A 20544-nucleotide genomic window follows, 5' to 3' on the forward strand; every position below is an offset into this window, starting at 1 on the left:
GGTAATTTATACAATATTACTGGTGATTATATCAGCGTCGTGAGGGATGCCAACCGTGAAATTTCCACGTGCGGCAGAAGACGGCTGTCGGTTGCGGTCATCAGCTCCGCATTTTCAGGCTTGATCCAGCAGGCCTGCATCCCGCAGCGAATAGCACCGGCCACGTCCGTGGTCAGGTCATCCCCAACGTGCAGAATGTTACCCAGCGGCAGGTTAAGCTTATCCGCCGCCAGATGATACATATCATTAAACGGCTTCGCGCGCCCGTGCGGACCAGCGCGCAGCACAAATTCAAAGTAATCGCTGAGGCCAAACAGCTCGGGCTGGGCATTGCCGTTGGTGATGGCCACCAGCGGCCACTTCTCGGCAAGCTTCGCCAGCGTGTCGTGGGTCTCCTGCGGCACGTCGATACGGCTGCGCCATTTGGCAAAGTTTTCCATGGCCGCTTCGGCACCGATGGCCGCATCCTGCGCGCTCAGGCCGGCATTGAGCATCGCCTGCTCGACCGCACGACGACGCCATTCGGTCACGTCGTGGTAAATGTCCGGCTCGGTTTCCCGCAGGGACTGACGCAGCTTCTGAAAGTCCTTGTTCTGTATCGCTTTCAGCGCGGGATGGTAGTTCTGCACAAACGCCAGCGACTCCTGCTCGGTACGCAGGATCACCTCGCGGTTGTCGTAAAGGGTGTCATCAAGGTCAAACGTCAGGGCTGAGATCTGACCGAGTGGGCGGTAAAAACGCATTATTTCCCCCGTTTGGCGCGTGGATGCGCCGCGTCATACACCGAGGCAAGGTGTTGGAAGTCTAAGTGGGTATAGATTTGAGTGGTCGACAGATTCGCGTGGCCAAGCAGTTCCTGCACGCCGCGCAGATCGCCGCTCGACTCAAGCATGTGTGTCGCAAAGGAGTGGCGCAGCTTGTGCGGATGAACGTGGCTGTTCAGCCCCTGCTTAATGCCCCACTCCGCAAAGCGCTTCTGGACGTTACGCGCCGAGATCCGTTTGCCAAGCTTCGACAGGAACAGCGCATCCTCTTCGCTGCCAAACAGCCCGCGCAGGTCAAGCCAGTGCTCAATCCAGGAAACCGCATTGCGGCCAATCGGCAGGCGGCGCTCTTTGCTGCCCTTGCCCATCACCCACACTTCACCGGACTCCAGATCGAGGTGTTTGATATCAAGATTAACCAGCTCGGACAGACGCAGCCCGGCACCGTACATCACCTCCAGCATCGCGCGGTCGCGTACGGCGAGCGGATCGTTAAGGTCGATATCCAGTAGGCGGTTTACGTCGTCAACGTCGATATTTTTAGGCAGATGGCGCGGCGCTTTCGGCGTGGCGATCCCCTTTGCCGGGTTGGCTTTTAAGCCCCCCTGGCTGACCAGCCAGTCGAAGAAACTGCGCAGCGCCGAGAGCCTGAGCGCCAGGCTTGCCGGGCTGAGATTTTTTTTACGGCTACGCACGACGAACCCGCGTACCGTCGCAGCGTCACATTGTTGCCAGCTTTTCAGGCCGATTTCGTCGGCGATCTGCATGATGGCATCAAGCTGACGCTGGTAGTTGAGCAGGGTAATGGGGCTAAGCTGACGCTCCACGCCCAGATAGCGCAGAAAGCGCGAGACGTCAGTGGCGAGCAGTCCGTCCGTCATACGCGCTCAATCCAGCGCTCCAGCAGCTCGGGCAGCATCAGGGCGATCTCCTGCAGCAGGTGCGTCGCTTGCCCCTGCTCATAGTGATGCGCATCGCGGCTGGTAAATAACATGACACCCAGATCGCCATCGCGCCCCATCAGCGACATCGCCACCGAGCCAATCGCTTTGGCTTCCGGTAACACCACCAGCAGCTCAGGCCCGTTCAGCGGCCCCAGATAGTGGTGCTCATGGCCCAGACGCTGAATGCGCAGCGGTTCAAACGCCTGACGGCTAAGAGCCAGATGGGTGAACCCCGACGGCGCACCGATGCGCCAGCGGTCAGGGAAAAGCCGAATCGTTGCGCCCGCCAGCCCCAGCTCGCGAGCCCAGCGGTGGAAGCGGCTGAGGAACTCGTCAAGACTGTGCGCCGACGCCAGACGCGCCTGTAGATGCAGCAGACGATAGAACAGGCTTTCGTTGGTGCTGGCCTGCTCCATCAGCAGCGTCATATTCTCTTCAAGCTGATTGATGTGGTTGCGCGCGCGCGCCATGTGCCATTCGACCAGCGACACGGTTCCGCGAACCGGATGCGGCACGCGCATCTCTTCGACGACGCGTGCATTGCGAATAAAAAACTCAGGATTGCGCAGCAGATAATCAACAACAGCTCTGTCGTCCAGTTCCGTCACTGTTTCCTGCAGTTCTTCCCCTGGTTGTTTCATAGATGGATAAACCCGTCATAGACATGTGCCGCCGGGCCAGTCATATACAGTGGATGACCCGGTCCTTTCCAGGCGATATCAAGCCGACCGCCCGGTAATTCCACGCGAACCTCTTCAGCCAGTAACCCCTGGGAGATGCCCACGGCCACCGCTGCACAGGCACCGCTTCCGCAGGCCTGAGTCTCGCCCGCGCCGCGCTCGTAAACCCGCAGGCGAATGTGCTCGCGCTTCACCACCTGCATAAAGCCGATGTTCGCGCGCTCCGGGAAACGTTCGTGGCTTTCCAGCACCGGGCCGAGCGTTTCGACCGCGGCGGTTTCCACATCATCAACCTGAATCACGCAGTGAGGGTTACCCATTGAGACGACGCCGCACAATACTGTCTGCTCGGCCGCACGCATAATATAGGTCTTTTCCGCTTTGTTTGCGCGAAACGGCACGACGGAGGGCTCGAAGTTAGGCTCGCCCATGTTCACGCGCACCAGCTCATCATCGGTGACGCTGAGCACCATGCGACCATTGGCCGTGCTGACGCGAATATCACGCTTGTTGGTCAGCCCTTTCAGGCGGACAAAGCGGGCAAAACAGCGCGCGCCGTTGCCGCACTGGTTAACTTCGCTGCCGTCCGCGTTAAAAATACGGTAGTGGAAATCGAGGTCGGGATCGTACGGTGGCTCGACCACCAGCAGCTGATCGAACCCCACGCCCAGATGCCGATCCGCCAGGCGACGGATCAATTCCGGGGAGAAAAACACATTCTGCGTTACCGCGTCGACGACCATAAAATCGTTGCCAAGGCCATGCATTTTAGAGAACTGCATCATTTGCTCCATTGCGCGGGTACAGAACGTTGTCGTCAGAGATTAACCTGAGTCGGGCCACCGTTGTCGCCACGATCGTTAGTATTTGGCGTGGTAGACTCAATGCCGCTTTGCTCGGGTTTCGTCGGCGGCGGCGCGGTTTTATCCGCCGGTGGGAAGTACAGTGGTCCCTTCAGTCCGCAGCCAGTCAGGCTAAACAGCGTGATGAGAACGGCAAGCGTTCGGAAAGCGTTTTTCATTATAAAGTTGCCCGTAAGTTCAAATCTGTTTCTATCATCGCAGGAGAAGACACAAAAGCAAGAGTTTGCCGCTTTCCTGCAACGGGAATTATTTAGGGTTATACTGCCGGCATCACGAAAAACAGGAACAAAACCATGAACGACAGTGAATTCCATCGCCTTGCCGACAACCTGTGGATGACCATCGAAGAGCGTCTTGACGACTGGGACGGCGACAGCGATATCGATTGTGAAATCAACGGCGGCATTCTGACCCTGAGCTTCGAAAATGGCAGCAAAATTATTATTAACCGCCAGGAGCCGCTTCACCAGGTCTGGCTGGCCGCGAAACAGGGCGGCTATCATTTCGATCTGAAGGACGGGGAATGGGTTTGCGACCGCAGCGGCGTACCGTTCTGGGATCTGCTGGAACAGGCGGCGACCGCGCAGGCGGGTGAGGCTGTGAGTTTCAGATAGTTTTGGTGCCGGGTGGCGCTGCGCTTACCCGACCTACGGGTTCGGGCTGTTGTAGGCCCGGTAAGGCGTAGCCGCCACCGGGCGAGCGAAAAGGCTCAGGAGAAATACTGCTGCAACAGCGGCGCGGTGTCCTGATTGGCAGGCGCGGCAGGCGTTACGGCCTGGGTGCGGAACGGGATCACCTGCGTACGACCGTCGACGTTCACAATCTGGTAGAACTGCGGCAGGTTAAAGTTGATAAAGCTTGAGCCGTAGGTGAAACGGTCATGCGAAGAGGAGTAGAAGCGGCTGACGTCGCGCACCAGCTCCTCTTTACTGCCTTCACAGTGGTGATACACCTCGGCGCGGTTGGTTTCATCCAGAATGTAGATGTTGAACCCGGCATCGTCGCCCGACTCTTCAAAGAAGAACTGAATAATCCCTTCGCTGGCGAATCCGTCCACCACCTGCGGCAGCTTAACGTGGTTGGTTTCCACCTGCACCGACAGGCCATGCAGCTTGTTGTGTGAAATCGCGCCGTAGAACTCGATGGCGTTTTCCAGCTTCTGTACCGACACGTTCAGACGTTCGAAGAACAGGCCCCAGGTCTGGCCAGAGACGCGCAGCGCTTTAAAGCGCCCGGTTTCCTGGCGAGTACTGGAGAGACGCAGTTCGATACACTCGGAAACCAGCTGCTGCACGCGGGTACGAATTAAACCGCGCAGGTGCTGGCTGTAGCAGAACACTTCGACGCTGTCCGGCGGTGCGGCATCCTGGTGCATCTTGCCGAGAATGGTTTTCAGCGCTTCGATCATCGCCTGCTCGCCGTTGAAATGCAGGGTACGCACTTCGTTCCACGAGTTGCGGTACAGCAGATCCACGCTGCCCACCAGGCAGTTTTGCTGCTCGCCAAAGCTGAAGACGTCCAGCTTGCGGAAGTCAAAGTGAACCACCTGATTGCGGAAGGCCGCCGTCGGGTCATATTCCAGGTTGACGATAATCGCCAGATGGCGAATTTCGCACGGGCTGTAGAGCGCTTTCGGCGTTGGGGCAGGCAGACGCAGCGGGAAGTGGTGCGAGACATCCGCGACCATCTCCTGCAGCTTAGCGAGATCAACCACCTCGTTGCCTTTGATAAACAGGCGCGTGCGCGAGGTCAGCAGGCCGTTAAACCAGGCCCAGGCCACCAGCTTGTTCAGGTAGCGGTTATACTCCAGCGGCTGATGGCTGATGATTGAGTCCATGCTTGGCGCACGGTTATACAGATACCACCCGGTGCGGTTTGCGCGGCCCGGCGGCACGTAGATAAAGGTCAGGTTCGGTTCTGACAGGTCTGGCGAAATCTGCGGGTTAACCAGGGTGACTTTACCCGGCAGCGCTTCAAACGCGGCGTACAGCTTGCGGGTCAAGACCCCGATGTCCTGCGGGCTGGCGGAAACGCTGAGGTTGTTACGGCGCGCAAAGCGGATCAGGTTACGATAGCTTTGCATCATCGCATCGAGCAGTTCGTTGTGCGCTTCACGCACCTGATCGATTTTCCAGTTGGCCCGGTTGTCGAGCATGGACAGACGCGCTTCGTCCCATCCCCACTCTTTCACTAACTGACTGACCACTTCACGACGCCAGCCCACGCAGGCGCGCTCGCGGCTCAATTTCTCACAGACTTTGAGATAGAAACATCGACGCACCAGGTCAAGACGCGTGGTGTCATCAATGGCTTTCAGGTATTCGGTCACGCGCTCCAGCATCATGCAGTAAGCATCCAGCCCGAAGGAGACGATCTCCCCGTCGTGCAGACGCTGCTTGATATCTTTCGCCAGCAGGCGCGGCGTAGGGTATTCCCAGGAATAGGCTTCCAGCAGCAGCGTTTTCAGCACCGCTTTGTACGGTGAGTCGATACTCTTATAGAGCTGCCAGAGGCTTGCGCCAAAGTACTCTTCGGCTGACAGAGAGCTGAGGCCGCCAAGATCCAGCCATTCGTTTGGCGTCAGTACGCCCTGCGCGTAAAGCGACATGACGTAGTCATCGTAATGCTCTTCTTCTTCGCACGGGACCATATTCCACAGAATACGCTTCCCGGCCAGACGCACAGCAGTACGGTAAAATTCATCCAGCAGTAAGATGTGCTGAGTCGAGCCGCAGTCCTCACCACCCAGACTGCCGCTTTCGTTATGGCGGAAACGGTTTTCATCAATCAGGAAGAAGCTTACTTCCACGCCGAGCGAGGCCGCCCAGCTCTCCAGCAGGCTGCACTTGCGCTGCAGCAGCTGACGCTCGTCGTTATCGAGCCAGGACTGATGGCAGACCCAGATGTCCAGGTCCGAAGAACAGCTTTGCCCTACCGATGAGGTGCTCCCCATAGAGTAAACGCCGGTAATCGGCAGTTCACCTTTCGGAGACTCCTGTGGCGGCATGCCGCGGTAGAGTTCCAGCTCGTTCAGGTAATGCTGTTGGGTTTCATCAGGCGTGAAAAGGCAAATGCCCTGGGGAACGTTACCGTCAAGGTAGCCAGGCATCAGCGGATGGTGATAGTGCAATAATGTCGGCAGCAGACTGTATACCTGCTGGAAAGCAGGGCCCATGGCAGCAAGCGCGCGATCCACACGCAGTTGATTAATGGCATCCAGTCTCTGTTTCAGAGTCTCAATATAGAGGTACAAGACGTATCGCCTGATGTTTCCGGGTGTCGCAAGCTATTCAAAACACGAATAACAGCGGACCCGCAGTATTTCAAAAAGATAACCGTTACCCTTTTTCGCCCTTATCATTTTTGGCGGTAGCGACGAAAAAATGGTCTAAAACGTGATCAATTTAACACCTTGCCGGTTGACCGTAAAGAAAGATGCGCTACATACAAGTGTAGCACCGTTCTGTACGTGTAAATTCCTGAATACGGCTATGGCTGACGAATACGCCGCCTTGTCCCTCTCACGCTTCATCAACCGTAAAACTGCCATCCCAGAGTCAACAATGTTAGGATGGTTAGCGATTGATAATGACGGTAACAAGCATGTTAGACAATGTTTTGAGAATTGCCACACGCCAAAGCCCCCTCGCGCTCTGGCAGGCACATTATGTGAAGCAGCGCCTTGAAGCCTGCCACAGTGGATTGCGCGTCGAGCTGGTGCCGATGGTCACGCGCGGTGACGTGATCCTCGATACGCCCCTGGCGAAAGTGGGCGGCAAAGGCCTGTTTGTCAAAGAACTGGAACTGGCATTGCTTGAGAACCGCGCCGATATCGCCGTACATTCAATGAAAGACGTGCCCGTCGAGTTCCCGGAAGGGCTGGGGCTGGTGACCATCTGCGAGCGCGAAGATCCGCGCGATGCGTTTGTCTCTAACCACTATGACTCGCTCGACGCGCTGCCGGAGGGTAGCGTGGTTGGCACGTCCAGTTTACGCCGTCAGTGTCAGCTGGCGGAACGTCGTCCTGACCTGATCATTCGCTCGTTGCGCGGTAACGTCGGAACGCGTCTGGGCAAGCTGGATAACGGCGATTACGATGCCATTATCCTCGCCGTTGCCGGCCTCAAGCGTCTGGGACTGGAGTCGCGCATTCGCGTGGCGTTGCCGCCAGAACTGTCGCTGCCGGCCGTGGGCCAGGGTGCCGTCGGCATCGAGTGCCGTCTGGACGATGCGCGTACCCGCGAACTGCTCGCACCGCTGAACCATGACGAGACCGCTATCCGCGTAAAAGCCGAGCGTGCGATGAATACCCGCCTCGAAGGAGGATGTCAGGTACCGATTGGCAGCTATGCTGAATTAACAGAAGGTGAGCTGTGGCTGCGCGCGCTGGTGGGCGCTCCGGACGGTTCCCAGATGGTACGCGGCGAACGTCGCGGTAAAGCGCAAGATGCCGAGCAGCTTGGCGTGTCGCTGGCGGAAGAGCTGCTGGATAACGGCGCCCGCGAGATTCTGGCTGACGTTTATAATGGAGAGCCCCCTGCATGAGTATTCTTGTCACCCGCCCTTCTCCCGCAGGAGAGCAGTTAGTGAGCCGTCTGCGCACACTGGGGCAGGTGGCCTGGAGTTTTCCGCTCATTGAATTCTCCCCCGGTCGGGAGCTCTCTGCGCTCGCCGACCAGATGAATACCCTTCAGGAAGGCGACCTGCTGTTTGCGCTGTCGCAACATGCCGTGGAATTTGCCCACGCGCAGCTGCAACAGCAGGGTTTAGCCTGGCCACTTGCCCCCCGCTATTTCGCGATTGGCCGCACAACGGCACTGGCGCTGCATACCGTAAGCAGCGCGGACGTTCGTTACCCGTTAGATCGGGAAATCAGCGAAGTCTTGCTACAATTACCTGAATTACAAACTATTGCCGGAAAGCGTGCGCTCATTTTGCGCGGCAACGGTGGTCGCGAGCTGCTGGGCGAAACGCTGCGTGAACGCGGTGCAGACGTAACGTTCGTTGAGTGCTATCAGCGCTGTGCAAAACACTACGATGGCGCGGAAGAGGCGATGCGCTGGCACGCGCGCGGCATTAATACGCTGGTGGTCACCAGCGGTGAAATGTTACAACAGCTTTGGTCGCTGATACCGCTCTGGTATCGCGAAAACTGGTTACTCCGCTGTCGGCTTCTGGTCGTCAGTGAGCGTCTGGCGAACCAGGCCCGGGAACTGGGCTGGCAGGATATTCGGATCGCTGATAACGCCGACAACGATGCGCTGCTGCGCGCATTACAATAACTCTCAAATGGGAAGCCATAATGACGGAACACGACAAATCCTCCGCCGTGGTTGAAGAGACCAGGGAGACTGTGGAGACGACGCCACAGCCAGAGACGACTGAGAAAACCGCTGAGAAGAAAAACGGCAGCAACAAAACGAGCCTCGCGCTGAGCGCGATTGCCATTGCCATTGCCATTGCGCTGGCAGCAGGGGTTGGCCTGTACGGCCTGGTGAAGCAACAGGGTGCGAATCAGACGTCCACCAGCGATGCGCTGGTGAATCAGCTCACTGCCCTGCAAAAAGCGCAGGAGACGCAGAAAACCGAGCTGGAAACGGTGATTAAGCAGCAGGCCGCCGCGCTTGCCGAGGCGAACAGCAAACAGGAAGAGCTGGCTAAACAGCTGGGCGACGTGCAGCAGAAAGTCGCCACGATTTCCGGTACCGATGCCAAAACCTGGCTGCTCTCGCAGGCTGACTTCCTGGTGAAGCTCGCCGGACGTAAGCTCTGGAGCGATCAGGACGTCACCACTGCCGCCGCGCTGCTGAAAAGCGCCGATGCGAGCCTGGCAGACATGAACGACCCGAGCCTTATCACCGCGCGTCGCGCGATCACCGAGGACATCGCCAGCCTCTCCGCCGTCTCGCAGGTGGATTACGACGGCATTATCCTAAAGGTGAACCAGCTGTCGAATCAGATTGATAACCTGCAGCTGGCGGATAATAACGACGACGACTCCCCGATGGATTCCGACGGTACCGAGCTTTCCAGCTCCCTGAGCGAATGGCGTATCAACCTGCAGAAAAGCTGGCAGAACTTTATGGACAGCTTCATCACTATCCGCCGTCGCGACGAAACCGCCGTGCCGCTGCTGGCGCCGAACCAGGATATCTATCTGCGCGAGAACATTCGTTCCCGCCTGCTGGTAGCGGCTCAGGCCGTGCCGCGTCATCAGGAAGAGACGTACAAACAGGCGCTGGATAACGTCTCGACGTGGGTACGCGCCTACTACAACACCGATGATGCGACGACCACCGCCTTCCTCGAAGACATTGATAAGCTGAGCCAGCAGAACATCACCATGAACGTGCCGGATAAGCTGGCCAGCCAGCCGATTCTGGAGAAGCTGATGCAGACGCGCGTACGTAACCTGCTGGCGCAGCCGGGCGTGCCGGCAGAGCCGTCGGGCGGAGCGGCACCTGCCCCGGCTCCGGCGCCTGAAAGCGCACCGCAAGGAGAGTAATGATGCTAAAAGTTCTCTTACTTTTCATCCTGCTGATCGCCGGGATCGTGCTGGGACCTATGCTTGCGGGCCATCAGGGTTACGTCCTTATCCAGACGGATAACTACAACATTGAAACCAGCGTAACCGGCCTGACGATCATTCTGATCCTCGGCGTGGTAGTGCTGTTTGCGATCGAGTGGATCCTGCGCCGCATTTTCCGCACCGGTGCCCACACGCGCGGCTGGTTCGTTGGCCGCAAACGCCGCCGCGCCCGTAAGCAGACCGAACAGGCGCTGCTTAAGCTTGCCGAGGGTGACTATCAGCAGGTTGAAAAGCTGATGTCGAAAAACGCCGACCATGCCGAACAGCCGGTGGTGAATTATCTGCTCGCTGCCGAAGCGGCGCAGCAGCGCGGTGACGAAGCCCGCGCCAATCAGCATCTGGAGCGGGCGGCTGAGCTGGCTCACGGCGACCCGATTCCTGTAGAAATCACGCGCGTTCGTCTGCAGCTGGCGCGCAATGAAAATCACGCGGCTCGCCACGGTATCGATCGCCTGCTGGAAGTTGCGCCACGTCATCCGGAAGTGCTGCGTCTTGCCGAGCAGGCGTATATTCGTACCGGCGCCTGGGGTTCGCTGCTGGACATCATTCCGTCAATGGCGAAGGCCGAGGTGGGTGACGATGAACATCGTGATGAGCTTCAGCGTCTGGCATGGATTGGCCTGATGGATCAGGCGCGCGCCGACCTGGGCAGCGACGGTCTGAAAACGTGGTGGAAGAATCAGAGCCGTAAGACGCGCCAGCAGGTTCCTCTGCAGGTCGCCATGGCGGAACATCTTATTGAATGTGACGATCATGACACGGCTCAGGAGATCCTCCTCGACGGCCTGAAGCGCCAGTATGACGATCGTCTGGTGATGGTGATCCCGCGCCTGAAAACCAATAATCCTGAGCAAATCGAAAAAGTGCTGCGTCAGCAGATTAAAACCGTCGGTGATCGCCCGCTGCTGTGGAGCACGCTTGGTCAGTCGCTGATGAAGCACGGAGAATGGCAGGAGGCGAGCCTCGCCTTCCGTGCGGCGCTGAAACAGCGTCCGGACGCGTTTGACTACGCATGGCTTGCAGATACGCTGGACAAGCAGCACAAGCCGGAAGAGGCAGCCGCCATGCGGCGTGACGGATTACTGCTAACGCTGCAAAATAACGGTACGCAGCAGTAAATAAAAAGGAGGCCAGAGGGCCTCCTTTTTTTATCGCCTTTCTCCTGCTACATTCTTTGCACCCACATCCGCAAACGAATCCGCCAATGTAACGATGTCTTTTCATTAACCTTTTTTCACACACGCGCACATTTTGCAGCGTGGACTAAATCGTTTTTGAAAGGAAATCTCAATGAACTCGCTTTTGTATGCGCTTATCCAGGCGCTGCGCTGCCACCGCTGGCTGCGCCTGCTTGCCTGTGCTTTTATCTTTTCGTCACTGGGGAATGGTCTAACCCAGGTTGTGGTCTTCGGTTTGCTGCTAGCGTGGTCAGCCCCGCCCGCTCTGCTCACTCTCGCTTTTCTTTTCGCTACGGTACCAGGTTTCATCGGCAGTATCTTCGGTGAGAAGCTGTGCTCACGCTTTTCGCCGATATCCCTGCTGATACTGACCGAGGGGCTGGGCCTGCTCGCCCTGCTCTTTCCCATGCTTGGCGTGGGTTACCACAGCGTTGCCGCATTGCTCGCCGTGCAATCCACCGAAGCCCTGCTCAGCGGGATGAGCTGGCCCGCGCTGACATTGCTCTTTAAGCGCGGACTTAGCGAAGCAGAGCTGCCTGCTGCGACCTGTCTGGAAAATGTGATTTTTGCTTCTCAGGTGTTGTTAGGGACCGGACTCGGCGTGGTGCTGTTTCAGAAGACATCCGTGTTTACCCTGCTGGCCATTGATGCCGCGAGCTTTCTGGGCTCATTAGTACTGCTATGGCTGGCTGGACGCCGGTTTTCTCCGACACCAGGCCCCACCACTATGGAAAAGGGGGATTCTGCAACATTACGCTGGCAGGCGTTGACCGTTCGGCAGAAACGCAGCCTGCTCATCCTGCCGGCGCTGGCCGCCGTCGGCTCACCGGCGATGGCGCTTCTTCCGGCACTGGCCCAGCAGCTCCGTCCTCAGGATGCGGCGGGCCTTGCTTTGCCTTTGCTTTTCGCGAGGAGTCTGGGGCAGCTTTGTGGCCCCCTGCTGCTAAAAAAAGAGAGCCTGACGCGCGTTGCGGCCCACACGCCGCGAATAATCGTTTGCCTGAGCATTTTTCTGGCCGCTTACGGCATGCTGCCTTTTTTGTCCGGGTGGACGGTATGCGCGCTGGGGATGATCTTTTTCGCGCATCTGGCCTCGAATGTTCTCTTCGCAGCGGGCACGTTTGGGGTACTCAGTAGTTTTCCTCTCACGCAAACCGCTTCGGCCAGCGGTAAAGCCTGGCGCTGGCAAACGCTCAGCGCCTCTCTTTTCACCGGCATTGCAGCGGCGGTGGCTTCAGGGTTTGGCTCAGCACAGGCGCTCTATGCTGTTTCTGCATCGGCCCTGCTGATGGTTGCCCTGATCATGCGCTTGTATCGGGAATAAGGCATAAAAAAACGCCTGCTATAAAAGCAGGCGTTAAAACAGGTCTGTAAGACAACATATTTGGTGCTTCACTCAACGTTGTGTCCATGGTGTCTGATGAGGCCGAAGCGACATCTGTCAGTGGACGATAAGCACCGTAAATGGCTCTGCGTCATTCCTGAGTTTATGAGGCACTAAGGCGAACATAAGAGATGGAATGAGCATCTACGCGTATATTATTGCACGTAACGTGCCAACATAACACCCAGAACTTTTACATGACGCAACATTTTAAGATAAAAGGAAATTATGCTGCTAAGCGCCGTCTTAAGCGCTACAACGTATCGGGAAAAGGCGGGAATATGTCGCCAGGAGGAGACAGCAAAACCCATAAATTGTTTTTTATTTAAATTTCAATGAGTTGCATGTCTCTGGATTGCGACAAAGAAAAAGGACGCTGTCGGAGAATGACTACAGGGATGAGAAGCCGCAGAAAACAAAAAACCCCGCCGAAGCGGGGTTCAAAATTGGTCGGCGAGAGAGGATTCGAACCTCCGACCCACTGGTCCCAAACCAGTTGCGCTACCAAGCTGCGCTACTCGCCGATGTACTGCTTTTTGAATTTTTAGTTCAATTCATTTAAAAAGTCGTGGTGCGAGGGGGGGACTCGAACCCCCACATCCAAAGGACACTAACACCTGAAGCTAGCGCGTCTACCAATTCCGCCACCTTCGCAATTCACAACTCTTTCAAATAATGGGGTGGCTAATGGGATTCGAACCCACGACAACTGGAATCACAATCCAGGGCTCTACCAACTGAGCTATAGCCACCACTGTATTCTTTCACGCGGTACTGACTACTTCTCAGACCACCGCAGCTCTAGCGCCGGGACTAAAATGGCGCGCCCGACAGGATTCGAACCTGAGACCTCTGCCTCCGGAGGGCAGCGCTCTATCCAGCTGAGCTACGGGCGCTTAGCGCCGTTGCGGGGCTGGATATTACGTACCTCCGTCCCCGCTGTCTAGTGCTTTTTTGAAAAAAATGCGCGTTTGGTTATGGTTTGCACATTTTGCCGCTTATTCCTCCACTTTCTGCGTGGTGCCGCGGCGACCCAGGCCAAAAAGCTTATATGCGGCCGTCACAGCCGCCAGGAAGATCATCCCGACAAACAGCGACATGCGGGTATCTTCATTAAAGTACATGCCGATTAATACGCAAATCAGGAACGCCATCGTCAAATAGTTCGCATAGGGGAACAGAATTGAGCGGAACGGATGGCTTTCGATCGCTTTTTTATGCGCATGGCGGAAACGCAGCTGGCTGATGAGGATAACAAACCACGGCACCATGCCCGGCAGTACGCTGGCGCTATAAACGTAAACGAACACGCGTTGCGGATTCGGGATGATGTAGTTCAGACAAGAGCCAATCAGCAGGATTACAATGGAGACCGCCACACCCGCCACCGGTACGCCGGCACGTGAGACTTTACTCATCGCCGCAGGCAGCTGGTTATTCTTCGAAAGCGCATAGAGCATACGCCCGCAGCTGTACATCCCGCTGTTACAGCCTGAAAGCGCTGCCGTCAGGACCACAAAGTTGATGATACCCGCCGCCGCCGTGATACCAATTTTGGCGAAGGTTAAAACAAACGGGCTACCCGTCGTGCCAATTTCGTTCCACGGGAAGATGGTCACGATGACGAAGATCGCGCCCACATAGAAAATCAGGATGCGCCACAGCACTTTGCCCACCGCGCTACGCAGCGTGACCTGCGGGTTTTTCGCTTCACCAGCGGTAATACCGATCAGTTCCACGCCCTGATACGAGGCCACAACGATACACAGCGCCGTCAGGAAGCCCTTCCAGCCGCCGGCAAAGAAGCCGCCGTTTTCGGTCAGGTTGCCAAAGCCGATAGCGTGTCCACCGTTGCCAAAGCCGAAGAAAATCACGCCCAGGCCGACGACAATCATCACGATAATCGTGGTGACTTTGATCATTGCGAACCAGAACTCAATTTCACCGTAAAGGCGCACGGCTGCCAGGTTTGCCAGCGCCACCAGCCCCACGGCAATGAGCGCGGGTATCCACTGGACCATGTCCGGGAACCAGAACTGGACGTAGACCCCTATCGCGGTGATCTCTGAGATGCCCACCGCCATCCACATAAACCAGTAAGACCAGGCCGTCAGGTAGCCGAAGAAGGGGCTCATATAGCGATGCGCGTAAACGGCGAAAGAGCCGGTTACCGGCTCCAGGAAGAGCATTTCGCCCATGGAACGCATAATGAAGAAAACAAACAGCCCGGCGATAATGTACGCCAGTAATACGGAAGGGCCTGCCCATTTGAGCGTGCTTGCGGAGCCCATAAACAGGCCCACGCCGATAGTGCCGCCCAGCGCTATCAGTTCAATATGACGAGCTTCCAGCCCACGCTGTAGCTCCGGTTGTTTCTCTGCCATAGATCCTCGATTGTGTTTGCTGTTTCCCGGCTTAATACCGGGTATTGTTTTTTAGGGGTACTAAAATACGGAGCGAATGGTTTCCTAAAATCTGCCAAATGGCAAACGATGCATTAAAAAAATGAATGCATTGCACAGATTATCAGCAGTTTTGCAGGCGAGTTGCAGCGCGAATAGCATATCGCGCTACATTTTAATTACATTTTCCCGGTGTAATGCCAGGCGAGGTAGCGAAGCAGACGGATCTGTCGTTTAATGCGCGTCGGTTGCGATAGCAGGCGGTACAGCCACTCCAGCCCCAGATTTTGCCAGACCTTTGGCGCACGCTTAACGTGGCCAGTAAAGACGTCGTACGTGCCGCCGACGCCCATGTAGAGGGCATCAGGACAGACCAGACGACAGTCACGCATCAGGATCTCCTGGCGCGGAGAGCCCATCGCCACGGTGACAATTTTCGCCCCGCTGTCACGAACGCGCTCAAACAGAGCCTGTCGATCTTCCGGTTTGAAGTAACCATCCTGGCTGCCGACGATATTAACATTCCATTGACGACGCAGTTTCCCCTCCGTCTGGGCCAGTATCTCCGGCTTTCCGCCAATCAGGAACACGGGCGTACCCTGCGCACCAGCCCGGGCCATAAGCTGCTCCCAGAGATCGGCCCCCGCCACACGGGATACATTAGCGTCAGGATACTTTTTACGGATAGAGCGGACCACGCTGATCCCGTCCGCGTATTTAAATTCAGCCGCTTCAATCAGGCTTTTGACTTCCGCATTATCCTCAACCGCCAGCATTTTTTCCGCGTTGATGGCCACCAGCGTACCGGATTTCATCTGGCCGTCGGCGAACAGAAAGTCCAGCGCGTGCTGCATGTCGCGCCAGCCAATAAGCTGCAGGCCACGTAGCGCGTAGCGCGGTGCAGAAATTTTATCAGTCATTACTATCCTTACTCAGACTTGCGACAGCGTTGTGCTGCCCTGCCGCTCGCGCTTGTGCACGAGCCCTGCGCTGTCAAACAGCCAGTACAACAGTTTGGCCAGCAACAGGCAGAGGCCGAAAACGACCATGAAGAACACCACGCGCGAAACGAACGAGTCCAGCCCTTCGCGCGCCAGAACGATCATATTGAAAATGGCACCAAAGCAGAAACTGTGCAAAATGGCGGCTTTATAGCGGTTGGTCTCTTCGTTGCCGCGCAGGTAAAGCCAGTCGAACCACTTGATAATCAGCCCCACGGCAACCGCCCCGGGCAGAATGAACCACGCCCCCCCCATCACCACCAGGGAACCAATCAGCGTTGGCGAGATTGCCAGACCGGAATGATTGTTCAGCACTTCCCAGGTAAAGTAATTTGCCGTGTTAAGCACCACGCCGGGCCGGTCCGGCCATAGCCAGGAAGGGATAAAAACGTAGAAGTCGCGAACAATCGGCGCCAGCCCCTGGAAATCAATCTTGTCGTAGTTTTGCAGCAGCAATGCCAGATTTTCCCACGGCGAGAAGGTATCACGCGTCAGGTAGAGGAACGTGTAAAACGCCTCATCCCCCGCCACGTTCATGCCGTAGCGCTTCAGCGCCAGCCAGAACATCCCCACAATGCCAAACACCCCTGCCGCAACCAGCATCCACAGCGAGATCCAGCCGCGAATGATGCCGATAAACAGGAAGATAGCGAAGGCGATAATAATGTTCGCGCGCGTGCCGCCCACAATCATGTAGGTCAGGATGCCAAACGCGACGGTGCTGACCAGAAAGAACAGCCACGCTTTGCTGTCCTGGCGCAGGAAAAAGACCACCAGCATCGCCGGAATGAAGAAGTAGAAGAAACGCTTAAGCGCCACGCCCGAGACTTCGGCCGAAAAAATCTGGCTGTAGGAGTGAAGCTTAAACAGCAGAAAGCCGTTATGCATGAAGAAGATACCGACGCTGACCAGAGCGATGGTCATCAGCATCACCCACGTCAGGTGGGTTTCCACCCGATTCATGGTAAAAAGCGGCCGACGCGGGGCTGCAGCCTGCGCTGAACGCAGACGCGTTTTATAGGTGACGTAGTAGACGGCATAGAAGCAAGTTGCCGCCAGAAGCGCCTGGAGCAGGATTTCCGGCGGCGCGACACTCACGTCAAAACGAAAGACCAGAATGCTGGTCAGCGGGAAGCCGAAAAAGAAGGTCAGCAGAAACAGTAACGAGAAGAAAACGTTAAAGTTGAAACGCACCCGGCGGAATTCAAACCAGGTAAGCGTGGCAATAAACAGGGCGCTCAGAAGCCAGACAACCAGTAAGCCGCTGAATTGCAACTGACTCATGCGTTGTCTCCTGAAGCGATACGCAGCGCACGGTGCCAAGGCGTGAGGTAATTCGGGCTGAAGAAATCGATGCTATTTTTATCCACCAGCGTGAGCTGGCGTTGGGCTTCCCGAACCACCTCAACATTCAGCGTGTCTGAGGTAAACAGCACAGGAATATGCTGCTCGGCCATGTCCTGCCAGAACGGGTTGTCGCGGTTGAGCACGCACGGTACACCCGCCTGAATCAGCAGACACAGCGTGCCGATTCCCTGCTGTCGGGCGAAGATGAAATAGCCAAGATCGCATTTTCTCAGCAGCGCAAGGTATTCATCAAATTCCAGCTTATCGCTAAGGATGTGCAGGTTTTCTGCACTAAACAGCGCAAGCCCTTGTTGGCGAACGTCAGCAATATAAGCGTCGTTGTTGGTGGGATAGCCCATCGGCACCACCACGTTCACCGTGTCGCCAAACTGCTGATGCACCGCCCTCAGCGCCGCGACGTGTTCGTTACTGCGATCGCCGGAATTCCCCACCAGGATCGTCAGCTTGCCTTCACGCACCGCGTCATTCGCCATGGCGTTCAGCGCCGGATCCATGCGGGTTGGAAAATAGAGTAGTTCTCCGCGCACGTTCGGGTGCTGTTTAGCAAAATAGTTGAGATCGCCGCGGGTGGCAAACACACAGCCTACGCGCCCCTGCGCCATGCGCCGCAGCGGATAGAAAAGACGGAATTTCCAGCCGCGGGAGACTTCGTAGAGATCGGCTCCCCAGATATGCCAGCTGCACTGGGAGGGTTTAATCCCCCCGCTGAGCAGTGCCAGCCACAGGCCGGTATTGAACTGCCCGTGGAAAAAGAAACGTTGCTTACGATCCGCTTTGGCTTTGGCAATGACCGCTTTCGCCAGCGCGGCCTTATCCGGCCAGAAGCGAATCGTCAGCGCCGGAAACGCCTCGCTCAGGCCCTTATCCTGACCTGCAACCATAAACTCACGCGCATCAGGATTACCCGATGCCAGCTCGTCGTTGAAGAACCGCAAAACGGTCTGGTTATGGTGTGGGATATCCGATCCCAGGATGTGAATCAGTGCAGTCATGCGCGTTTACGCCACAATAAAAATACGCCGCAACAGGCGGCGAAATAAACGATATAGGTTGCCATGTAGGCCTGAGCCGCCCCCAGCGCACCGTGCGAGGGTATTAGCCAGTGTGAAAATGCTGTCAGTAACGCAAACTGGCTAATTTCCGCCAGGATATACAGCCGCAGGGACGCTTTTGCAATTACCAGATAGCCGAAAACGTAAGCCCCCACTTTCAGCACATCACCCACCAGCTGCCATGCAAAGAGATCGCGCATGGCGGTGAACTTCGCCGAGAACAGCAGCCAGATGGCGACATCGCGCAGTAACCAGACGGTAAAGCTGGCCGCCGCGACGGCCGGCAGCACAAAGCGCAGAGATCGGAAAATCTCGCGCGTAATTTCTTGTCTGGACGTCAGGCGCGATAAGGTTGGCAGCAAATAGACGCTAAAGGAAGCCGTTATAAATTGGAGGTATGCATCGGAAATGCTGCTCACGCCCTGCCAAATCCCGACTTCATCCCAGCTATAATGCGCCGCCAGCAGGTTTCGCATCATCACGTAGGCTACCGGCAGCGTGACAGAGGTGATGAGCGCCATCAGGGTAAATTTACCCAGCTGGCTGGCGAGCATCGTGTCCCATTGCGGTTTCAGGTAGCTCAGAGGGATGACGCCCCGACGCATCAGCATAAATGTCGCAGGCACAACAACCAGGGCCGGGACCAGCGCAAGCCCCAGCAGCGCGCCTTCATAGCCGCCAAGGCGATAGCAGAAGTAATAGGCAATCACGCCGATGACGCTGCCCAGGATTAAGGCAAGCGCGTTCCCGGCGGCATCACGAAAACCTTTCATCAGCGCCAGCAGCAGGTTTGCCCAGGCAATGCCCATCTGAACCAACGCGACCAGACGCACCAGCCCCTGATAATGGGTGTGCCCGAACAATCCCTGGCTGATGGGCGCCGCCGCCAGCAGAAAGACAACCGCCATCAGGGTCGAAAAACCCGTGACCATCGCCGAAGAGGTGCCCACCACCCTGCGCAGCTGAGCCGCATCATCGTGATACTGCGCAACGTATTTGGTGACGCCGTTGAAAATACCGGCACCGGCCAGCACGCCAAGGACGGTAACGAGCTGGCGGAAATTACCCGCCAGCCCCACGCCAGAGGGGCCAAATGAGACGGCCAGCAGCTTGACGACCAGCAGCCCGGCGCCAATTTTTACAAGCGTGGACGCGGCGGTCCACACCGATGCTTTTGCCAGAGACATATCAGCCGAAATAACTCAGAAGGGTATTAATCACCGTTCGCTGGTTAACAGGCGCGAGGTTGTAGAACAGTGGCAGGCGAAGCAAACGCTCACTTTCTTTCGTGGTGTAACGATCTTCACCCGCGAACGTGCCAAACGCTTCGCCGGCCGGGCTGGAGTGCAGCGGGATGTAGTGGAACACCGCCATAATTTCGGCCTCTTTCAGCCAGGCGATGAGCTCGCTGCGGTCGTCGTTATCGCGCAGCTTAATGTAGAACATATGCGCATTGTGGACGCAATCCGCCGGGATGGTCGGCAGCTCAATGCGCCCGGCTTTGGCCAGCGGTTCAAGCGCATCGTAATACGTTTGCCACAGGGAAAGACGCTGAAGGTTGATACGTTCCGCCGCTTCTAGCTGCGCCCACAGATATGCCGCCTGCAGATCCGCCATCAGATAGCTGGAGCCGATGTCGCGCCAGGTGTATTTATCCACCTGTCCCCGGAAGAACTGGCTGCGGTTGGTGCCTTTTTCGCGGATCACTTCCGCACGCTCCACGAGAGCCCGGTCGTTAATCAGCGTCGCGCCACCTTCTCCGCCCGCCGTGTAGTTTTTGGTTTCGTGGAAGCTAAAGCAGCCAATGTGGCCGATAGTGCCCAGCGCGCGTCCCTTGTAGGTGGACATCACGCCCTGCGCGGCATCTTCCACCACGAACAGATTATGTTTTTTGGCGATGGCCATGATGGTGTCCATTTCACAGGCCACGCCCGCGTAGTGAACCGGCACGATCGCTCGCGTTTTGTCGGTGATCGCCGCTTCAATCAGCGTCTCATCAATGTTCATGGTATCCGGACGGATATCCACAAAGACGATTTTCGCTCCGCGCAGGACAAAGGCGTTTGCGGTGGAAACGAAGGTATAGCTCGGCATAATCACTTCATCACCGGGCTGGATATCCAGCAACAGTGCCGCCATTTCCAGCGATGCCGTACAGGACGGGGTCAGCAGCACTTTGGCGCTGCGAAAACGCTGTTCCATCCACTGCTGACAGCGACGGGTAAAACCGCCGTCACCACAGAGTTTGCCGCTGCCCATGGCAGACTGCATATAGTCGAGTTCAGTTCCGACAACGGGTGGTGCGTTAAATGGAATCAT

Annotated in this window: 18 protein-coding genes and 4 tRNA genes; 6 read left to right on the forward strand and 16 right to left on the reverse strand. The window is 56.8% G+C overall.

Translation table 11 applies throughout. The annotated features are described in order from the left end of the window. Nucleotides 1-26: 26 nt before the first annotated feature. From yigB to lptM, 5 genes are read right to left on the reverse strand one after another with little or no spacing between them, the layout of a single operon-like run. Nucleotides 27-743: a 5-amino-6-(5-phospho-D-ribitylamino)uracil phosphatase YigB gene (yigB, locus tag ACMGGX_RS08930; RefSeq protein ID WP_033146900.1), complete on the reverse strand. Its 717-nt coding sequence runs from the start codon at nt 741-743 to the stop codon at nt 27-29. Beyond that, entirely contained in the window at nt 743-1645 is a 903-nt protein-coding gene (gene xerC, locus ACMGGX_RS08935) for a tyrosine recombinase XerC (RefSeq protein WP_023309625.1), read from the reverse strand. Before xerC ends, yigB begins: the two co-directional genes overlap by 1 nt. After that, on the reverse strand, nt 1642-2349 hold the full coding sequence (locus ACMGGX_RS08940; RefSeq protein WP_048989630.1) for a DUF484 domain-containing protein: 708 nt from the start codon (nt 2347-2349) through the stop codon (nt 1642-1644). Before ACMGGX_RS08940 ends, xerC begins: the two co-directional genes overlap by 4 nt. Then, nucleotides 2346-3170 carry a diaminopimelate epimerase gene (dapF, locus tag ACMGGX_RS08945; RefSeq protein WP_008501545.1) on the reverse strand — a complete coding sequence of 275 codons (825 nt, stop codon included), beginning with the start codon at nt 3168-3170 and terminating at the stop codon, nt 2346-2348. The genes ACMGGX_RS08940 and dapF overlap by 4 nt, the downstream gene beginning before the upstream one ends. Before the next feature lie 35 nt (nt 3171-3205). Then, entirely contained in the window at nt 3206-3409 is a 204-nt protein-coding gene (gene lptM, locus ACMGGX_RS08950; protein ID WP_420298285.1) for an LPS translocon maturation chaperone LptM, read from the reverse strand. A 135-nt stretch (nt 3410-3544) separates the two neighbouring features. Here lptM and cyaY point away from each other — a divergent pair, with 135 nt between their 5' ends. Further along, entirely contained in the window at nt 3545-3865 is a 321-nt protein-coding gene (cyaY, locus tag ACMGGX_RS08955; RefSeq protein WP_023333807.1) for an iron donor protein CyaY, read from the forward strand. Between the two features lie 95 nt (nt 3866-3960). Here the strand turns inward: cyaY and cyaA are convergent, their stop codons facing one another. After that, the gene (gene cyaA / locus ACMGGX_RS08960; RefSeq protein WP_023309629.1) at nt 3961-6504 is read right to left on the reverse strand and encodes a class I adenylate cyclase; all 2544 of its coding nucleotides are present in this window, start codon (nt 6502-6504) and stop codon (nt 3961-3963) included. A gap of 350 nt (nt 6505-6854) precedes the next feature. Here cyaA and hemC point away from each other — a divergent pair, with 350 nt between their 5' ends. From hemC to ACMGGX_RS08985, 5 genes are all read left to right on the forward strand, one after another. Next, nucleotides 6855-7796: a hydroxymethylbilane synthase gene (gene hemC / locus ACMGGX_RS08965; protein WP_033146903.1), complete on the forward strand. Its 942-nt coding sequence runs from the start codon at nt 6855-6857 to the stop codon at nt 7794-7796. Next, the gene (gene hemD, locus ACMGGX_RS08970) at nt 7793-8533 is read left to right on the forward strand and encodes a uroporphyrinogen-III synthase (RefSeq protein WP_033146904.1); all 741 of its coding nucleotides are present in this window, start codon (nt 7793-7795) and stop codon (nt 8531-8533) included. Before hemC ends, hemD begins: the two co-directional genes overlap by 4 nt. A 20-nt stretch (nt 8534-8553) precedes the next feature. After that, nucleotides 8554-9756 carry a uroporphyrinogen-III C-methyltransferase gene (hemX, locus tag ACMGGX_RS08975; RefSeq protein WP_420298286.1) on the forward strand — a complete coding sequence of 401 codons (1203 nt, stop codon included), beginning with the start codon at nt 8554-8556 and terminating at the stop codon, nt 9754-9756. 2 nt (nt 9757-9758) lie between these two features. After that, nucleotides 9759-10958 carry a protoheme IX biogenesis protein HemY gene (gene hemY / locus ACMGGX_RS08980; protein WP_008501551.1) on the forward strand — a complete coding sequence of 400 codons (1200 nt, stop codon included), beginning with the start codon at nt 9759-9761 and terminating at the stop codon, nt 10956-10958. 172 nt (nt 10959-11130) lie between these two features. Further along, a complete protein-coding gene (locus ACMGGX_RS08985) occupies nt 11131-12342 on the forward strand; it encodes an MFS transporter (protein ID WP_348562343.1) in 1212 nt (403 codons plus the stop codon). Between the two features lie 507 nt (nt 12343-12849). On the opposite strand, the gene ACMGGX_RS08990 is transcribed toward ACMGGX_RS08985, so the two are convergent. The 10 genes from ACMGGX_RS08990 to rffA all read right to left on the reverse strand — a co-directional run bounded on the left by ACMGGX_RS08990 (nt 12850) and on the right by rffA (nt 20544). Further along, nucleotides 12850-12926: transfer RNA gene (locus ACMGGX_RS08990), tRNA-Pro, on the reverse strand. 45 nt (nt 12927-12971) lie between these two features. Beyond that, nucleotides 12972-13056 (reverse strand) — tRNA-Leu (locus ACMGGX_RS08995). A gap of 22 nt (nt 13057-13078) precedes the next feature. After that, nucleotides 13079-13154, reverse strand: a tRNA-His gene (locus tag ACMGGX_RS09000). A gap of 67 nt (nt 13155-13221) precedes the next feature. Next, a tRNA-Arg gene (locus ACMGGX_RS09005) sits at nt 13222-13298 on the reverse strand. 102 nt (nt 13299-13400) lie between these two features. Next, nucleotides 13401-14786 carry a bifunctional threonine/serine APC transporter ThrP gene (gene thrP / locus ACMGGX_RS09010; RefSeq protein WP_023309635.1) on the reverse strand — a complete coding sequence of 462 codons (1386 nt, stop codon included), beginning with the start codon at nt 14784-14786 and terminating at the stop codon, nt 13401-13403. A gap of 197 nt (nt 14787-14983) precedes the next feature. Next, nucleotides 14984-15724: a lipopolysaccharide N-acetylmannosaminouronosyltransferase gene (gene wecG, locus ACMGGX_RS09015; protein WP_320711522.1), complete on the reverse strand. Its 741-nt coding sequence runs from the start codon at nt 15722-15724 to the stop codon at nt 14984-14986. Between the two features lie 12 nt (nt 15725-15736). Next, nucleotides 15737-17089, reverse strand: coding sequence for an ECA oligosaccharide polymerase (wzyE, locus tag ACMGGX_RS09020; RefSeq protein ID WP_047059105.1), 1353 nt, complete (start codon nt 17087-17089; stop codon nt 15737-15739). Further along, on the reverse strand, nt 17086-18165 hold the full coding sequence (locus ACMGGX_RS09025; protein WP_420298287.1) for a TDP-N-acetylfucosamine:lipid II N-acetylfucosaminyltransferase: 1080 nt from the start codon (nt 18163-18165) through the stop codon (nt 17086-17088). The genes wzyE and ACMGGX_RS09025 overlap by 4 nt, the downstream gene beginning before the upstream one ends. Beyond that, entirely contained in the window at nt 18162-19412 is a 1251-nt protein-coding gene (gene wzxE, locus ACMGGX_RS09030; protein ID WP_420298288.1) for a lipid III flippase WzxE, read from the reverse strand. Before wzxE ends, ACMGGX_RS09025 begins: the two co-directional genes overlap by 4 nt. Nucleotide 19413: 1 nt before the next feature. Then, nucleotides 19414-20544, reverse strand: coding sequence for a dTDP-4-amino-4,6-dideoxygalactose transaminase (rffA, locus tag ACMGGX_RS09035; RefSeq protein WP_023309640.1), 1131 nt, complete (start codon nt 20542-20544; stop codon nt 19414-19416).

Origin of the sequence: Enterobacter sp. BNK-29 (assembly GCF_048684785.1) — a bacterium.
Lineage (GTDB): Bacteria > Pseudomonadota > Gammaproteobacteria > Enterobacterales > Enterobacteriaceae > Enterobacter > Enterobacter cloacae_M.